The organism is Kitasatospora sp. NPDC017646, assembly GCF_044329365.1.
Lineage (GTDB): Bacteria > Actinomycetota > Actinomycetes > Streptomycetales > Streptomycetaceae > Kitasatospora.
This window is the reverse complement of sequence record NZ_JBIRJC010000007.1, coordinates 117,947-133,797: the sequence shown is the minus strand read 5'-3', so window position 1 is coordinate 133,797 and position 15,851 is coordinate 117,947. Positions and strand designations below refer to the sequence as shown.

19 protein-coding genes are annotated in these 15,851 nt (G+C 72.7%); 4 read left to right on the top strand and 15 right to left on the bottom strand.

The genetic code is table 11. From position 1 onward, the window contains the following. Positions 1-206: 206 nt before the first annotated feature. Entirely contained in the window at positions 207-707 is a 501-nt protein-coding gene (locus ACH4J0_RS14180) for an SsgA family sporulation/cell division regulator (RefSeq protein WP_396239741.1), read from the top strand. Here ACH4J0_RS14180 and ACH4J0_RS14175 read toward each other — a convergent pair. The 3 genes from ACH4J0_RS14175 to ACH4J0_RS14165 form a co-directional block, all read right to left on the bottom strand. Then, positions 626-2,227, bottom strand: coding sequence for a GAF domain-containing protein (locus ACH4J0_RS14175; protein ID WP_396239739.1), 1,602 nt, complete (start codon positions 2,225-2,227; stop codon positions 626-628). The genes ACH4J0_RS14180 and ACH4J0_RS14175 overlap by 82 nt on opposite strands. Positions 2,228-2,388: 161 nt before the next feature. After that, positions 2,389-3,537 (bottom strand): M56 family metallopeptidase, encoded by a 1,149-nt coding sequence (locus tag ACH4J0_RS14170; RefSeq protein WP_396239737.1) that lies wholly within the window; start codon positions 3,535-3,537, stop codon positions 2,389-2,391. Further along, a complete protein-coding gene (locus ACH4J0_RS14165) occupies positions 3,537-3,929 on the bottom strand; it encodes a BlaI/MecI/CopY family transcriptional regulator (RefSeq protein WP_396239735.1) in 393 nt (130 codons plus the stop codon). The genes ACH4J0_RS14170 and ACH4J0_RS14165 overlap by 1 nt, the downstream gene beginning before the upstream one ends. A 168-nt stretch (positions 3,930-4,097) precedes the next feature. Here ACH4J0_RS14165 and ACH4J0_RS14160 point away from each other — a divergent pair, with 168 nt between their 5' ends. From ACH4J0_RS14160 to ACH4J0_RS14150, 3 genes are all read left to right on the top strand, one after another. Further along, positions 4,098-4,763: a DedA family protein gene (locus tag ACH4J0_RS14160; RefSeq protein ID WP_396239965.1), complete on the top strand. Its 666-nt coding sequence runs from the start codon at positions 4,098-4,100 to the stop codon at positions 4,761-4,763. Then, complete coding sequence (locus ACH4J0_RS14155; RefSeq protein ID WP_396239733.1) at positions 4,763-5,431, top strand: phosphatase PAP2 family protein; 669 nt, start codon at positions 4,763-4,765, stop codon at positions 5,429-5,431. Before ACH4J0_RS14160 ends, ACH4J0_RS14155 begins: the two co-directional genes overlap by 1 nt. Before the next feature lie 160 nt (positions 5,432-5,591). Then, positions 5,592-6,107, top strand: a complete 516-nt coding sequence (locus tag ACH4J0_RS14150) for a pyridoxamine 5'-phosphate oxidase family protein (protein WP_396239731.1) — start codon at positions 5,592-5,594, stop codon at positions 6,105-6,107. 7 nt (positions 6,108-6,114) lie between these two features. Here the strand turns inward: ACH4J0_RS14150 and ACH4J0_RS14145 are convergent, their stop codons facing one another. The 12 genes from ACH4J0_RS14145 to ACH4J0_RS14090 form a co-directional block, all read right to left on the bottom strand. Continuing rightward, on the bottom strand, positions 6,115-6,747 hold the full coding sequence (locus ACH4J0_RS14145) for a hypothetical protein (RefSeq protein ID WP_396239729.1): 633 nt from the start codon (positions 6,745-6,747) through the stop codon (positions 6,115-6,117). Between the two features lie 609 nt (positions 6,748-7,356). Then, positions 7,357-7,917: a hypothetical protein gene (locus ACH4J0_RS14140; RefSeq protein ID WP_396239727.1), complete on the bottom strand. Its 561-nt coding sequence runs from the start codon at positions 7,915-7,917 to the stop codon at positions 7,357-7,359. Between the two features lie 20 nt (positions 7,918-7,937). Beyond that, the gene (locus ACH4J0_RS14135) at positions 7,938-9,566 is read right to left on the bottom strand and encodes a hypothetical protein (RefSeq protein ID WP_396239725.1); all 1,629 of its coding nucleotides are present in this window, start codon (positions 9,564-9,566) and stop codon (positions 7,938-7,940) included. 33 nt (positions 9,567-9,599) lie between these two features. Then, positions 9,600-9,929, bottom strand: a complete 330-nt coding sequence (locus ACH4J0_RS14130; protein WP_396239723.1) for a WXG100 family type VII secretion target — start codon at positions 9,927-9,929, stop codon at positions 9,600-9,602. A 113-nt stretch (positions 9,930-10,042) separates the two neighbouring features. Continuing rightward, positions 10,043-10,672, bottom strand: coding sequence for a hypothetical protein (locus ACH4J0_RS14125; RefSeq protein ID WP_396239721.1), 630 nt, complete (start codon positions 10,670-10,672; stop codon positions 10,043-10,045). Next, entirely contained in the window at positions 10,669-11,343 is a 675-nt protein-coding gene (locus ACH4J0_RS14120; RefSeq protein WP_396239719.1) for a hypothetical protein, read from the bottom strand. The genes ACH4J0_RS14125 and ACH4J0_RS14120 overlap by 4 nt, the downstream gene beginning before the upstream one ends. Then, positions 11,340-12,653, bottom strand: a complete 1,314-nt coding sequence (locus tag ACH4J0_RS14115) for a putative T7SS-secreted protein (RefSeq protein ID WP_396239717.1) — start codon at positions 12,651-12,653, stop codon at positions 11,340-11,342. The genes ACH4J0_RS14120 and ACH4J0_RS14115 overlap by 4 nt, the downstream gene beginning before the upstream one ends. After that, positions 12,650-12,949, bottom strand: coding sequence for a hypothetical protein (locus ACH4J0_RS14110; protein ID WP_396239715.1), 300 nt, complete (start codon positions 12,947-12,949; stop codon positions 12,650-12,652). The genes ACH4J0_RS14115 and ACH4J0_RS14110 overlap by 4 nt, the downstream gene beginning before the upstream one ends. 115 nt (positions 12,950-13,064) lie before the next feature. Next, on the bottom strand, positions 13,065-13,556 hold the full coding sequence (locus ACH4J0_RS14105) for a hypothetical protein (RefSeq protein ID WP_396239713.1): 492 nt from the start codon (positions 13,554-13,556) through the stop codon (positions 13,065-13,067). 88 nt (positions 13,557-13,644) lie between these two features. Beyond that, positions 13,645-13,965: a DMT family transporter gene (locus ACH4J0_RS14100; protein ID WP_396239711.1), complete on the bottom strand. Its 321-nt coding sequence runs from the start codon at positions 13,963-13,965 to the stop codon at positions 13,645-13,647. Positions 13,966-13,972: 7 nt separating this feature from the next. Continuing rightward, positions 13,973-14,698 (bottom strand): HAD family hydrolase, encoded by a 726-nt coding sequence (locus tag ACH4J0_RS14095; RefSeq protein WP_396239709.1) that lies wholly within the window; start codon positions 14,696-14,698, stop codon positions 13,973-13,975. 45 nt (positions 14,699-14,743) lie between these two features. Continuing rightward, positions 14,744-15,829, bottom strand: coding sequence for an ABC transporter ATP-binding protein (locus tag ACH4J0_RS14090; protein WP_396239707.1), 1,086 nt, complete (start codon positions 15,827-15,829; stop codon positions 14,744-14,746). Positions 15,830-15,851 lie beyond the last annotated feature (22 nt).

The window sequence follows — 15,851 nt, the reverse complement described above, 5'->3', positions numbered from 1 at the left end:
ACCAGCGGGTGGCCGAAGGGCGGACAGGATCCCTCCATTCTACGGACGTCCCTTCCGGGAGCGGAAGTTGACGGTCCGTCTGACAACTGGGGCGAAGGTCGGTCGGACCGGAGGAGGCGGCGTTGCAACCCCCTTGCAACCCTTGCCCGCCCGGCCGCGGGTGGCGCAGGCTGATGGCATCCCGCGCCGTTCCCGGAGAGACCGTCATGCCGCCCGACCCGCTGTCCGCAGCCTCCAGTGCCCCCCTCGCCGCCACCCCCACGGGCGGCGATGGGGGCGGCTCCACCGCCGCTCCGGCGGCGGTGGAGGAGGTGCTGACGCTGCGGATCTCGCTGGGCGATGAAGTGGTCGGCGAGGTGCGCACCCGGTTCCGCTTCGCCGCCGCGCGCCCCTACGAGGTGCTGTTGACCTTCCATCTGGGGCGTCCGGACGAGGCGGACTGGGTGTTCTCCCGCGACCTGCTGCGCGACGGCCTCCAGACGCTGAGCGGCCAGGGCGACGTCAAGCTGTGGCCGGCGTACTGCCCCTGTCACGGCTCGACGCTGCACCTGGCGCTCGAATCCCCGCACGGCAGCGCCCTGCTGGAGGCGTCCAAGCCCCGGGTGCAGGCCTGGCTGGACCGTACCTACGCGCTGGTCTCGGTCGAGCAGGAACGCGACTGCGGCCCCACCGACGCCCAGCTGGCCGCACTGCTCGCGGGCGGCTGAGCCCCGGGCCCGCCGTGCGAACGCGGTGAGGGCACGGGTGAGGGCGGTGGTGATGGCCGCGGCGCGGGCGGGGGCGCCGCGGAGCCCGGCAGCCGGACCCGGTCAGCCGCCAGCTCCGCCCGCAGCCGCCGTACGGCCGGCGCGGTGGAGGCGGGCAGCAGGTCGTACGGGTCCTCCGGCCCCTGCACGGTGACCAGCACCGAGTCGGCGAAGCGGTACGGCCGGTGGGCCAGCAGGCCGCCCAGGTAGCGGCGCAGCCGGGACAGCTCGGCCCGGACCGTCACCGTCCGCCCCGCGTCGCCGAACAGCGCCTCGGCGAGCTGCGCGGCGGTGCTGCCCTCGCGGGAGGTGGCGAGCAGCAGCAGCAGTTCGGCGTGGCGCGGGCTGACCGGGTGCGACCAGCTGTCGGCCGCGGCGTGGACGGACAGTTCGGGGCGGTCCGGCCTGCGCAGGTCGAGCAGGAGTCGGGCGCCCTCGGCCTGTTCGGCGCTCACCGTTCCGGAGCCGTCCGTCTCGGGCGGACGGACCGGCCGCACCAGCCAGCCGTCCGCGAGCGGTTCCAGCACGCACTCGCCCAGCCCCGGCACCCAGTGCACGGCGGCCGGGGCCCAGCCCTCGCTGGGGATGCGGAGCCGGCTGGGCGGTGGCAGCCCGGCGGACGCGGCGGTCCAGCCGGCCGCGTCCACCACCAGGGCCGGGCCGCCGACCCGGGCGAGCAGCGGGGCGGCCAGGGTACGCAGCTGGTTGAGCGCCTCCAGCCGGTGGGCGCGCAGCTCGGTCTCGGCGAGCCGGGCGGCGGTGGCGGTGAGCTGGAGCAGGTACGGGCGGACGTTGTGGGCCGGGCCGCTGAGGTTGATCGCGCCGACCAGCCGGCCGGTGGCCGGGTCGTGCACGGGCGCGGCCACGCAGGTCCAGGTGTGGTGGCTGCGCAGGTAGTGCTCGGCGGAGTGGACGTGCATCGGGCGCTGGGCGCGCAGCGCGACCGCGATGCCGTTGGTGCCGACGCTCTCCTCGATCCAGCGGGCGCCGGTGACGAAGCCGATCCGGTCTGCGCTGCGGCGCAGGCCGCGCTCGCCCTCCTGCCAGAGCACGTGGCCCTCGGCGTCGGCGATGGCGAGGATCAGCGGCGCCTGGCCGACCGGTTCGAGCAGGGTCTCGCGCAGCACCGGCATGACGTTGTCGAGCCCGCTGGACCGGCGGCGCTGCTCCAGTTCGGCGGGGCCGAGCAGGACGGCGGCGGCGCCGCTGTCGGGGTCGAGGCCGAGGCGGCGCAGCCGCGCCCAGGAGTCGCCGATCTCGGGGCGGGGTTCGAGCAGGCCCGGCCCGTTCGGGCCTCCGGGGCCGCTTGGACCGCCGCGTCCGCCGCGTCCGCCCGGTCCGCCCGGTCCCCCGGTCTCGGGGAGGGTGAGTTCGCGGGCGGCGGCGTCGGCGAGGGTGCGCTCGTGGACCTTGGCCAGCTCCGCCGCGGTCGGCGGGGTGCGGCGCTCTGGTCGTCGGGACTGCCGTCCGGTCTGCCGCACTCGTGATGCTCCTCGCCGCCGTTCGAGGACGCGCCGGGGTCGACGCGCTGACGAAAGCGTACGGGTGCGGTGGGCGCACGGGGACAGGGTCCGGCAACTCCGCATACCGATCGGTACGAAACCGTTCCGAGGCGCACCGGCGCTTCGTGCTGAGCGGCTCCCTAGCGCTCCGCGCCCGGTTCGTGCTGGGCGACCTCGACGGTGTGGTGCAGGTCAGCGGTGGCCTCCAGGGTGGCGCCCGTGGTCAGCGCCAGGCAGGCGGCCAGGGCCAGGGCGACGGCGCGCAGCCGGGTGGCCGGGGTGGTGGAGGGGCGGGGCTGGAGCAGGGCGGCGACCCGGCGCGGGACCGGGCCGGAGTGCGCCGCGGCGACCAGCCGGGGGCGGGCCGGCCAGGGTGAACGGCTGGCGGCCAGGGCGGCCCGGCCGACCGCGCGGGCGGTCACGGCGCGGTCGCCGACCTGGGCTGCGGCCACCTCGTCGGCCCAGCGCTCCAGGTGGTACCCGAGGGGCGCGCGCAGCAGGCGAAGCGCCGGGTGGAGGTCGGCGGCGTGCTCGGCGAGGGCGAGGAACAGGTGGTGGCGGCCGGCCAGGTGGGCGCGTTCGTGGGCGAGCAGGGCGGAGCGCTCGGGCCCGCTGAGGGCGCGCAGCATCCCGGAGGTGACCACGATCCGGCCGGGCTCGCCGGCCTGGCCCGGGCGGCGCAGGCGGCCGGGGAGGGCGAAGGCGTCGGCGCGCTCGTCGTCCAGCACGGTGAGCGGGTGCTCGGCGGGCTGCCGCAGTGCCGCGACGGTCCCGAGCCACCGGGTGGCGCGCGCCCGGCGCACGGAGGCGCTCCGGGGGCGCGTGTCCGAATGCTGGTCATCGGCGGGGCCGTCGCCCGCGTACGGACCGGCGGGGCCGACCGCGCGCGGCCCGTGGGTGGACGCGGCGGACGCGGCGGGCTGGACGGACAGGGCGGGCAGGGCGGCCCGGGCGGCGCGCAGGTCCAGTCGGCGCCGGCGGGCGGTCCGGACCGCCAGCGCGGTGAGCGCGGCGAGCGCCAGGCCGGCCAGGGCGGCCGCGGGCGGGGCGCTGGGCGCGGCGGCGGTGAGCCAGGGCAGCGAGAGGTGGCCGAGGGCGGCGACCGGGGGCAGCTGGAGCAGCCCGGCGGCGGCCAGCAGGCCGAGCGAGCAGAGGGTGCCGCCGGCCAGGACGGCGGCCGTGCCGGCCAGCAGCCAGGCGGCGGCCCGGGGCGGCATCGTCTCCGCGAGGCGGCGGGCCAGCGGGACGGCGAGGAAGGGCAGCAGCAGCGGCGCCCAGACGGCGAGCATCACGGTGCCTCCGCCGGTCCCGGTCCGCCGTCGCCGAGCAGTTCGCGCAGCAGCTGCTCGTCCTCGGCGGAGAGGTCGGAGACGAAGCGGGCGAGCACGGTGGAGCGGTCGGCCTCGCGGCCCAGCTCGGTGTGCATCCGGCGGGCGGCGAGGCCCGCGGTGTCCTGGACGGTCGGGGTGTACGCGTAGGCGCGACCGGCCCGGGTGCGTTCGACCGTCCCCTTGTCGTGCAGCCGGGCGAGGATCGTCGCGATGGTGGTGCGGGCGAGGTCACCGCCGAGCGCCGTCTGGACGTCCTGGGGCGTCATCGGCTGCCGGGCGGACCAGAGGGCGGCCAGCACCTCGGCCTCCAGCTCACCGGCGGGCCGGCGGGCGGACGGTACGTCGGACATGGCGGCGCTTCCTCCAGCTTTCGTCTACAGTCATGTAGACCGTCTACGTAACTGTAGACGGTCCTGGGCGGGTCTCTGCGGCGAACCGCGGGAGAAACCGCCCCCCAACGTACGGGAGGTCCGCCAGCCTTGCTCCAGTTCCCCGCCGATCCGGCCGCCCACCTCGCCGTGGGCCCGCACCTCGCGGTGGCCTCCCACCTCGCGGTGAACCCGCTGGACGCGTCCTCGCTGCTCGCCGCCTTCGGCGCGCTCGGCATCGCCGTGGTGCTCTTCGCCGAGACCGGCCTGCTGGTGGGTTTCTTCCTGCCCGGCGACTCGCTGCTGTTCACCGCGGGTCTGCTCTGCGTCCCCGGTGCCACCAAGGGCCCGCAGCTGCACCTGTGGCAGGTGCTGCCCGCCGCCCTGGTCGGCGCGCTCGCCGGGGCCCAGGTCGGCTACCTGATCGGTCGCCGGGGCGGGCGGGCGCTGCTCGGCCGTACCAAGCGCAGGAGCCTGCTGGAGGGCGTCGAGCGGGCCGAGGTGCTGCTGGCCAGGTACGGGCACGGCAAGGCGATCGTGCTCGCCCGGTTCATCCCGGTGGTCCGGACGGTGCTGAATCCGCTCTGCGGCGTGCTCGAAGTGCCGGTTCGCTCGTTCACCGTCTGGCAGGTGGCGGGAGGCGCGGTCTGGACCGTCGGCGTGGTGCTGGCCGGGTACGGGCTCGGCTCCTCGATACCCGGCATCGACCAGTATCTGCTGCCGATCATCGGTCTGGTAGTAGTTGTCTCCGTGCTCCCCATTGTTCTCGAACTGTTCCGCGCCCGTAAGGCGCGCCGTCACGGAGGTGACGTGTGATGTCCTCTCGGGCCCTGGCCGTCTACGACGGCAGCGGGATCGACGGCAGCCTCTACACCCGGGTCAACGGGTGGGCGCAGTCGGCCCCGCACTGGCTGGACGACGTGATCAAGGTCTGGTCGGCGATCGGCCTCGGGCTGTTCGCGCTCTTCATGCTCTACGCCTGGTGGCGGGCGCGCGGCGCCGACTCCGCGGTGATGGCCAGGGTGCTGGCCTCCCCGGTCATCGTGGTCGTCGCGTACGGCGTCAACTCCGTCCTCAAGAGCATGGTCGAGGAGGTCCGGCCGTGCGCCCAGATCCCCGGCAGCGTCTCGCTGGAGACCTGCCCCAGCGCGACCAGCGGTGACTGGTCCTTCCCGAGCAACCACTCGGTGATCGCCTTCGCCGCCGCGATCTCGCTCTGGTTCGTCAGCCGTCGGCTCGGCGCCGTCGCCACCGTCTTCGCGGTGCTGATGGCCGCCTCCCGGGTCTGGGTCGGCGTGCACTACCCGCACGACGTGGCTGTGGGCGCGCTCGTCGGCCTCCTGGTGGCGCTGGTGCTCGCCCCGCTCGCCGGGCGCTGCGGGCCGCTGGTGGACAAGATGCGCGCGGGCGCGCTGCGCTCCCTGCTGGGCCCCGGCACGGTGCCGGTGGTGACCCGCGGGTACGCCTCGCACCGGGCGCGGTAGTGCCCGCTTCCTGAGCGGCCCACCCCTTGTCCGGTTTCGGACGGCGGGTGGAGCATGTGAGCCGGGCGTGGGGCCCCTGACCGGGGCGCCCGCCCGGCTCAGTCGTTCTCAGGCGCGCCCAGGGCGCGGAGGCACCGGGCGCCAGCGGAGGGAGTGCCGAATGCCGTACCGACTCGACATCACGCAGGGGGACTGGCCGGGCGACCTGCCGCACAAGGGCGTCGAGGGCCTGCTCGCCGAAGCCATGGTGCTCACTCTCGCCACCGCCGGCCACGAGTACGGGCCGCACGCCAACCTGGCCTTCTTCGCGTACGACGAGGACCTCGTCCTCTACTTCGTCAGCGAGCGCTCCACCCGGCACAGCCACCACCTCGCCGAAGAGGCCCGGGCCGCCGCCACCGTCTTCCTGCCTCCGCCCGCCTTCGGCGAACAGCTGCGCGGCCTCCAGCTGACCGGCAGCGCGGGCGAGGCCTGGGGGCGGCAGGCGGAGGCGGCGCTCGCGGCCTACCGGGGGCGCTACCCGGCCTTCGCCCAGGACGAGGAGACCCGGCGGCAGTACGTCACCGGCGGCGGGGCCGCGGCGCTGTACCGCTTCCAGGTCGAGGAACTGACGGCGGTCGACGAGCCGAACTTCGGGCGCCGCAACTACCTGCGGGCGCGGGTGGTGCGGTCCTGAAGCGCATTCAGCGCTCTCCGACGACCGTGTCCCGCCGGAACGGCACCCGGCGCGGCCGGCCATTGCGGACTACGGCCACGCCGAGGCTGCCGACGATCGCCATCAGGACGGCGTCCAGGGCACCGGCGATCGCCAGGTCCTTCGAGAAGTCGATGTCGTCCGGGGCTGCCGCGGCCGCGACGCCCTCCGGGTCGTACCGGACCAGCACCCGGTCGCCGACCGCGTGCGCGTGGAGGCTCCCGTACACCGTGCCGTTGGGGATCGGCAGGCCGAGTTCGCCGACCAGGTCGTACGTCGAGTTGGGGTGCTTGTCCTGCGGATGGTCGTGCACCTGCGAGACCCGGGCCGTCACCGTGACCCCGCGGGCGTTCAGGATCACCGCGTCCCGCGCCGAGATCGCCTCCCCCAGCGCCCCGCCCCACAACGCGACGGACACGATCGCCACCCAGCAGCCGACCGGCCCGAGCAGCCGGACCACCCCGATGATCCAGGCCACCGCGACCACCAGCCCGAGCAGCAACGCCGTGCCGAACCCCATGTAGGTACTTACCGCCACCAGCCCGAACGTCCCCGCCGGCACGGCCACCACGAGCGCGGCCGTCAGCGTGATCGTCCCGCGTCTGGTTCTCGGTCCCGCCATGGTTCCCCCCGGTACTCGGTACGACGGGGTGGAAGCGTACGCCTGGCCCCTGACGCCCACCGGGCGGGGTGCCGGGGGGCGACGGCGAACAGCTGTGACGGTTCGGAGCGCCGGCGGCTCCGGCCGCGCCGGAGCCGCCGACGAAGGCATGAGAAGTCGGGCCGACTTCCTGCTCATCGACGACGCCGGACGGTGGGGCGGACGGTGCGGGTCAGAAGGACCTCGTCGGTGCGGACGATCAGGATGTCGAGGCGCTGTGCCGACTGTACGGCGTGAGCGCGGACCAGCTCAGTAACCGTGATGGACGACCAGGCGCGCGTTCGAATCTACGTGAGGCCTGGGCCGAACTGATGGGCACGGCCGCGAGCCACGATCGGTCGATCACCATGATCACGCATGCAGTCAATGAGATGTTGAAGATGGGCCGCCTTGGCGGTCCTTCCAGCACCTCGGCCCAGAGTGAGGACCGGCGAAGGTACTCGATCATCAGCCGGGATCGCGAGCCCACATGCTCGTTGTGGACTTCTGGGCCTGGTCCCACTTGATGCCGACGGAACGTTTGGTCATCGCCGTGCCGATGCCGTGTCGGCCCTTTCGGGCGAGGGGCGGTCAGCTGTGTCCAGTCGACTCGTTGGCGCGCTCTGCAAGTGCGTTGAATTCGGCCCACTTACGCTCGTCCAGCGCATCGAGGGCTTCGTCGTTCAGCTCGACGACGGGGGTCAGGGACAGGTGCATGCGCCAATTGCCACGCGGGACCATGATCATGCCGAAGTCGATGAAGCCGTTGGTGAGGCGGAAGCTGGAGCCGCCGCGCTCGTAGAGTCGGAGCAGGGGCTCGAACGGGTCCGGCAGCGGGTGCAGTTGCGTCCCGGGCGTGCTGGCCAGGGCGGCCCAATGGACGGCAGCCGCGCCGCTGTCCATGGCGTACGACGAGCCGGATGCGTCATCGATGAATTCCTCGATGTCCGCGATCACCGCCGGGTCGGCACGAACGGTTGGAGCGACGATGGCGGCGAGGTCGAAGAACGGCCAATACTTGGTATCTCCATAGGCATCGAGCCAGAGCGCGGCCCGCCGGAAATACTCCTCCATCAGCGCGGCGCGTGAATAACTCTTCTCCATGGCCTCGGCGGGCGACCTCCAGTTGATGGCCTTGAGGCGATCAACCATTGACTGCACGGCAGCGGAACTCACTTGAGGTCGTGACCTTTCGCGCGAATGTGGGATTTAATTGCGTCAACCAGGACGTCGAGATTTGAGAGATCGTCGGCAATCGGGATGGGCGGAACCTCGATGCCGTATTTCTTCCAGATCCAGAGCGAGCTGACTAGGGTATCACTGGAGAAGTCGAGCTTATTGAAACTGTTGGGTGCCATTTGGTGGGCGCTGAAGTGTTCGGGGTGGGCGACCGGTCTGATGCCGTCTTCCCAGCAGTCGGGGTGGCTGGGTAGGTATGGAAGGCCAGCTTCGAAGAGCTTAGCCTCTATGTACTCATGAGCCAAGACTGTGCGAAGGATGTCGACGGTGTCGGCCGGTCCTTTGATTCCTTTCACGGCGGCGTTCCAGCGCCGAGCGATCTCCCACTCTGGTTCAAAATAGACGTCTTTCATGACATTTTCCTCGCCGGGGCCGACCTGCACGTCATGGCGGTTCACCATGAGATTTTTCTTCGCGACCTCGACAATTCGGGGATCGACTTTTGTCTCCAATGCCACCTCCGCGACGTCGTCGGTCCTGGTGCGGTATTCCTCATACAGCCTCACGGCCTTGAGGTTGATGGGCTCGCTACTGAATGGATCGTGCACGTATGGTGATCCGGAGTCGGACACCCATGGCTCGGGAGTGCCATCAGGCTTGCGAGAAAAGCCGTTAGCCTCGGCCCCGGTAAAGCTAGGGCGGCGCTTCGGGGTGCTGCCCCCCGGCCCCGCGGCGCTGCCGACGGCGCCGAGGATGAGGTCGAGGGGCATGACGGGGCCGGTTTTGAAGGCGGTGTCGTAGCCGTAGGTGAGGCCGGCGCCGGTGATCATGCGGCCGGGGACGGTGTCGGCGGCGTTCGCGACCTTGGCGAGGCCGGCGAGGGCGACGGAGGCGTTCTCGGTGCCCTCGGCCGCGGTGGTCACGACACGGGCGCCGGCGCCGAGGCCGCCGCCGGCGGCGCCCATGATTTCGCCGGTCTGGGCGGAGTCGACGGCCTCGGTGAGGCTGTAGCCGCCGTCGCCGAACAGCTCGACGCGGATGGGCTGAGCAACCGCGAGGTCGACGGTGATCGCCTCCACCGCGCCGAAGGCGGCGCCGACCAGGACGGTGGCGGCGATGGTGGCGATGGCCTCGGAGACGGCGACGCCGACCGACGCGGCGGTGGCGACGATGCCCGCGGCGGTGGCGGCGGCGATGTCCGCCGAGATGCTGAAGGTGACGATGGCCAGGGCGGTGCCGACGACCAGGGTGCCGCCGACGATCGCGGCCTCCTCCTCCAGCTTCTTGATCGCCTTGTCCACCTCGTGGGCGAAGTCGCGCAGCGCCTTGGCGAGGGCGCGGCAGGCGTCGGCGGTTTCGGGCAGCCAGCCCTTGCCCTTGCCCGCGGCGTCCTTGCCGCCGTAGTACCGGCTCCAGAACTTGCCAAAGGCGTCGATCGCGGGGCCGTGGTTGTTGGCGACGATGGCGGCGGCGGCCTGGTTGGTGGGGGCGGTGACGTTGTCGATGGCGGTGGCCATCGCCTCCCACGCGTCGGCGACCGTGCGCAGCTTGTCCGGGTCGGCGTCCGGCCACCACATGCCGGTGACCTTCTGGACGGCCTTCGCGGCCGCGGACTCACCCATGGGACGCCGCCTTCCGGCATCGACCGCCGGCCATCAGGTGAGGTCCTTCCGGGCCTTCTCGTCCGCGTCGGTGTGGTTGTCGGCGTGGGCGACCAGGCCGTCGTGGATGCTGGCGAGTCCCTGGACCAGGATGTCGAGCCCGGAGAGCACGTGGTCGTGCGGGCCGTTGTAGGCCGCCGCGAACTCGTTGCCCTGTTTGTCGCCGCCCCAGGGACTGCCGGCCTCGGCGAGGCTGTGCCTCAGCTTGTCGAGCGCCTCCTTGAGCGCCTTGCTCTGGTTCTCGAAGGTCGGAGCGGCGTCCTTCAGTTCCCCCGGCCTGATCTTGAACTCCGGACCGCCGGCTTTCGCTGCGTCATCTGCCATGGTGTCATCCCCCGTACTACCTGTTCGTCAGAAAGCGCGAAGAACAGGACGCCGGGGCAGTGGGCGGGGGTTTCAGTGGGGTGCGTGAGGCAGGTCACGTGCGGGCGGCTGGCTCAGCCCTCCGTGGACCGGGGTCTGCGCGCGGACCAGAGCAGGATGCCCGCGATCGCCGCGTTGCAGCCGAGGGACGCCACCAGGTAGGCGGAGGAGCCGACTTCGCCGGGAAGCTTGGGAGCGACCCGACCGGCGGGATCCATGCGGACGGTGATCACGTCGCCCGGCCTGAATCGGGGGGAGTTCTGTTCGAGGGGGCCGCCGGGGACTTCGTCGGCCAGCTCGGTCGAGGCGAGGGTGTACGCCCGGCCCGTGCCGTGGAGGGAGTCGGTGGTCTTCTCGTTGAGGACCACGGCCTGGACGGTTCGGCCCGATTCCAGGATCAGGTTCGTCCATGCGGTGGAACCCGACAGATATGCGACGAGGGCGATGCCGGAGATTCCCGTGCCCCAGCCGAACAACCGCTTCTGGAAGGCGGGATGGCAGTCGGCGTCGCGCCGTACGACGAGGGCGAGCAGCATGATCACGGGGTAGCAGAGTCCCACGATCGAGGCGAGGAACGGGTTGACGTACACGTCCAGCGCCGTTGTGCCGGTGATCAGGGCGGTGGAGAGGGCGACGAGGGCCAGCGCGCCGCCCAGTGGGCGCATGCCGCTGCGGGTGACCTGTTCGGAAGCGGCGGTGCTCATCCGAAGGCCTTGCGGATGTTGTCCCACTGCTCGGGCGGGCGGTCGTCCAGCGCCTCGTTGCGGGGCGGATAGAAGGAGATGCCGCCGATCGCGGCGCCGACCACCGGCAGCCAGCCCTCCCAGTGGTCGAGGTTCCGGGTGGTGAAGACGGCCGCCAGCACGTGGGGGCTCCACGGGTGTGGGATCAGCACCTCGAGCTGGCGGACAGTCATCGCGCCCGAGCCCGGTGGGCCGTGGAGCGCCCCTGGAACGGGGACGGACAGGTCGCGGGCGACCACAGCGGCGCGGCCGGGAGTGAAGTCGAGGACGGCGACCTCCGCGTCCGGCCAGGCGGCGGTGAGCTGTTGGGCGGCGCGCTGCGGGTACGTGCCGCGGGGTTCCAGCTCCTCCTGGCGGAGGAAGAGGGCGAGCACGCCCTGGGCGATCGTGCCTTCGTCGGTTGGCACCAGGCAGTTGGAGACGTGGACCGCTCCTTCGCGCAGCTGCGCCTGGAGGGCGCTCTCGGCGGCGATGGTGATGCCGAGCTTCTGCTCGGCGCTCACATCGGCGAGCGCGTGCAGCCCGTCCACGATCCGGCACATCCGGTCGCCCGGGTCCTCGGACAGATCGATGGCGGTGAATCCGTCGGGCAGGGACAGCCAGAACGACGGGGCGTCGGTGTGGACGGTCAACGGGCCGCTCCCCACACCCCGGTCGCGACCGCGCTGCCGGCACCGAGCAGGCCGGCCACGATCCGGCTCTTGCCACTGCCCTCGATGGCGCTTCCGGTGCCGTTGATCACGTTGCCGGAGCCGGTGGTGCAGTTCACCGCCGCGGTCAGCCCGGGACTCGCGTCGTCCTGGGTGAGGCCGTACGCGGTGGGCGCGGTGAGCGCCACGGTAGCGGTGGCCTGCACGCCGTCGGAGATGTTCATCGCGGTGGCCTTCGAGAGCCCGAGTGCGGCGGCGGGCTTCTCGATCGCCGTGGTGAAGACGGGGCCGGCCGGGTCGATCGCCCTGGCGGCGGCACGGACCTCGGTGGCGCCGACGCCCACGGAGGCCCTCACGCCGGTGCCGGTGGCCCGGGCGGTCCTGAACGCGGTGAACCCGCCCTTGAGGACTGCCCCGCCGGGAATCGCTCCGAGGAGGTCACCGGCCAGGGTCAGGTCGTTGCCCAGGTTCGCCGTGCTGGTGGGCAGCAGCCCGCTGATGCCGTACTGCCGCGCGTGGGCGCCCGCAGCCGCGACGCTCAGCAGGATCGCGGGCAGGGCGAAGGCGGGGAAGAAGATCGCCGCGACGCCACAGACGCCCGCGGCCACCGTGAGCAGGTCGGCGCCGTGGTCCTTCAGCCAGGTGCCGACCCGGCTGAGCAGGCCCGGCTCCGGTGGGGCCTTGCTGTCGGCGGCCTTGCGGATGGCGGTGGCTGTCTTGTGGGCGTCGGACCTGTGGCCTGCGGCGAGCTCGTGGGCCTGGCTCCGGAGGTCGGTGAGGGTGGTGGTGGCGCTGTTGACGAGCTCGGCGGCCGCGTCGAGGTGCTTCTTGGCGGCGTTGTAGCGCTGTTCGGCGGCGGCGAGCGAGGCGTCGTCGGTGAAGCTCTTGCCGGCCAGTGCGAGGTCGGGGGCGGCGGCCGCGGTGCGGTGGGCCTGTTCGGCCTGTTCCCTGTTCTGCTTGGCGGTGACCGCGGCGCGGGCCAACTCGGCGGCCCTGGGCTGGTGTTCGGTGAGTGCCTGGTACCAGACGTCGAGGGCCTGGTAGGCGGCGGTGATGGAGTCGGCGGCGTCCCGGAGGTAGCCGGGGAGCCTGCCGAACCGGGTGGCGAAGGCCTTGGCGGCCTCGCCGGTCCACTGGCCCTGGTTGTCGGAGATCCGGGAGAGCGTGCCGTGGACGCCGGTGAGGTGCTGGGAGACCCGGCGCAGGCTGCTGCTGAGGCCGGCCACGGCGGTGGGATCGCCGGGAGTGGGGTTGAAGCCGAGGCCGGACCAGTCGGGTGCGGGGTCGGTCACGACTGCCCCTGCACGGGGGTCAGGGCGCTGGTGACGTTCTGCTCGGTGCCCGCGTAGGACTGCTGCGCCTTCTCCAGGCCTTCGTCGAGGACCTTGACGCACTCGCGGACCTTCTTCAGCCCGAACTCCCACTTCTCCTGGAAGTGCTTGCCGGCGTCCTCCAGGAAGTCGAAGCCGAGCCCGTCGCGGCCGGCCTCCCTGAGCGCCTCCATCCCCTGGTCGAGTTCGTCGCAGCAGCCCTTCAGGTCCTTGGCCAGCTTGGCGAGGAACTCGGGACTGACCGTGAGATCGGCCACTTTCTCCCCCGGTGCGTCGGTGGTCGGACCGGCCGAGCATAACGCCGTTCGGTGCGTGGGCGATCCGTGCCGCGGGAGCACTCACACTTGCGGGGGAGGAAGTGGCCGGGGTGGGTCAACGGCGCCAGAAGCCGCGCCTCTTCGGGGCGACGAGCTGCACCACCGAGGCGACGAAGAGGTCGGCGACGGGGGACGGGCCGGGGCCGTGGTTGAGGTGGCTCTCGGTGGTCCACTCGCCGAGGACGGTGCCGGGGCTGCCGTCGAACGGGTTGACCGCGTGCTCCAGGGTCAGGTAGCGGACGGCCGTGGCGCCCTTGGGTAGGACGGAGGCGCAGAAGTACGCCTCGGTCGAGCCGACCGGGGTGGGCAGGGTGACCAACAGCAGGCGGTGGCCCTCGACTTCGACGTGGCGGCAGTCGAGACCGTCGCTGGGCAGCCGGTCCTCGGGCGGAAGGGTTTCGCCCAGGCTGTTCCAGAGCTTGGTGAAGGCGGGCACCAGGCTGCCGCCGTTCGGGGCCGGACTGGTCACCTGCGGTCCGAACTGCAGCAGGTGGCGCGAGAGTTCGCGGTGTACGAATCGGTAGTGGTGCGGTCGGGGGCTCGTCATGGGGACACGGTAGCGAACGGGCCGGGCCGGGGCGTCGGCGCATCCGACGTCCCGACCCGGCCCGGAGGGAGAGCGAACTGACGAGACGTCAGTGACTGCCCTTGAGATTGAGCACGACCACCCCGACGATGATCAGCGCGATCCCCAGGATCTGCAGCTTCCCCAGTGACTCGCCGAAGGCGACCACGCCGATCCCGGCGACGGCCGCCGTCCCGGCTCCCGACCAGACCGCGTACGCGACCGAGACCGGGATGTGCTTGAGCGCGCGGCCGAGCAGGAAGAAGGACAGCGCGTAGCCGATCCCCACCCCCAGGCTGGGCCAGAGGCGGGTGAACCCCTCGGTAAGTTTGAGGCAGCTGGTGGCGCAGACCTCGCTCAGGATCGCGAGGGCGAGCAGGACGTAGGGCATGTCGCTGTCAAACGGCCGGGGCGGCGCAGAGCTTCCCCAGCAGCGCGAGGTCGGCCCGTTCCAGGCTGTCCAGCAGGGTGATCCGGTCGCCGTCGGGCATCGGGACGGCGGTGGACGGCACGGCGAGCACCGCGCAGCCGGCCGCGGCGGCGGAGGTGACCCCGGTCGGGGTGTCCTCGACGGCGACGCAGGCGGCCGGGTCCAGGCCGAGCCGCTCGGCGGCGGCCAGGTACGGGTCCGGCGCGGGCTTGGTGCGGGCGGTGTCCTCGGCGGCCAGGGTGACGGCGAACCAGTCGCGGCCGATGGAGGAGAGGACGAGGTCCACCACCAGGCGCGGCGAGGCGGAGACCAGTGCGGTGGGCACCCGGGCCTCGCGCAGGGCGGCCAGCAGGGCGAGCGCGCCCGGGCGGGGCACCGTCTCGGCGGCGACCTTGCCGGCGAAGGACTCGCCCAGCCGGGCGGCGAGTTCGGCCTCGGTGCGGGTGGTGCCGCTGACCCGGTGCAGGTGGGCGGCGGTGTGTTCGACGGCCTGGCCGAGCACCTCGGGGGCGTCCCGGTCGGTGAGCGGGTGGTCCAGCTCCTCGGCGAGTTCGGCGGCGGCCTGCCACCACAGTTGCTCGGTGTCGACCAGGGTGCCGTCCATGTCGAAGAGGACGGCGGACGGGAGCGCGGCGGGCCCCCCGGACGGGAGGGACCCCGGCAGGGCGGGTTCGGGCAGGGCGGCTTCAGGCATGGCGGTACCTTCGGTGGTTCTTCGGTCGGTGCGGGGAAGAGGTTCTCAGGCGGCGCGGCGGTCCACCAACACCGGGCGCTGCGGCAGCGTGAGCTCGGCGCGGGAGCCGGTCGGCAGGGCGGCGGCGGCCTCGGTTGGCAGGTCGGCCTTCACCTCGGTGCCGTCGTCCAGGCGGACGGTCAGCCGGGTGACGGCGCCCAGGAAGGACGCGGTGACCACCAGCGCCGGTCCCGTCCCGGACGGGCTGAGCAGGACGTTCTCCGGGCGGACCAGCACCTGGAGCTCGCCGTCGGCCGGGACCTCGCCGTCGACGGCGTGCCGTCGGCCGAGCACCTCGACGCCGTCCGAGGTGCGGGTGCACGGGATGCGGCTCATGGTGCCGACGAACTCGGCGACGAAGGCGGTGGCCGGCCGGCCGTACAGCTCGGACGGGGTGGCGCACTGCTCCAGCCTCCCGGCCCGCAGTACGGCGACCCGGTCGGCCATCGACAGCGCCTCCTCCTGGTCGTGGGTGACGAACAGGGTGGTGATGCCCAGCTCCTGCTGGAGCCGGCGGATCTCCTCGCGCAGCTGGAGGCGGACCTTGGCGTCCAGCGCGGACAGCGGCTCGTCCAGCAGCAGCACGCGCGGCTGGAGGGCGAGCGCGCGGGCGAGCGCGATGCGCTGCTGCTGGCCGCCGGACATCTGGTGCGGGTAGTGCTCGGCGCGGTGCGGCAGGCCGACCAGCTCCAGCAGCTCCTGGGCGCGCGTGCGGCGCTCGGCCTTGCCGGTGCCGCGCATCCGCAGCCCGAAGGCGACGTTGTCCAGCGCGGTCAGGTGCGGGAAGAGGCTGTACGACTGGAACACCATGCCCGCGTCGCGCTTGTGGGCGGGGATCGCGGTGATGTCCCGGCCGTCGATCAGGACCTCGCCGGAGTCGTGCTGCTCGAAGCCGGCCAGGATGCGCAGCGCGGTGGTCTTGCCGCAGCCGGACGGGCCGAGCAGGGCGAGCAGTTCGCCGGGGTGGACGGTCAGGTCCAGCCCGTCGAGGGCGGTGGTGGCGCCGAACGCGCGGCGCAGCGAGCGGAACTCGACGGTGGCGCTGCCGGGGGCGAGCGAGACGCCGTTCGCGAGGGCGGTGGCCGTGGTCATGACTGGTGACTCCTGGAAAGCG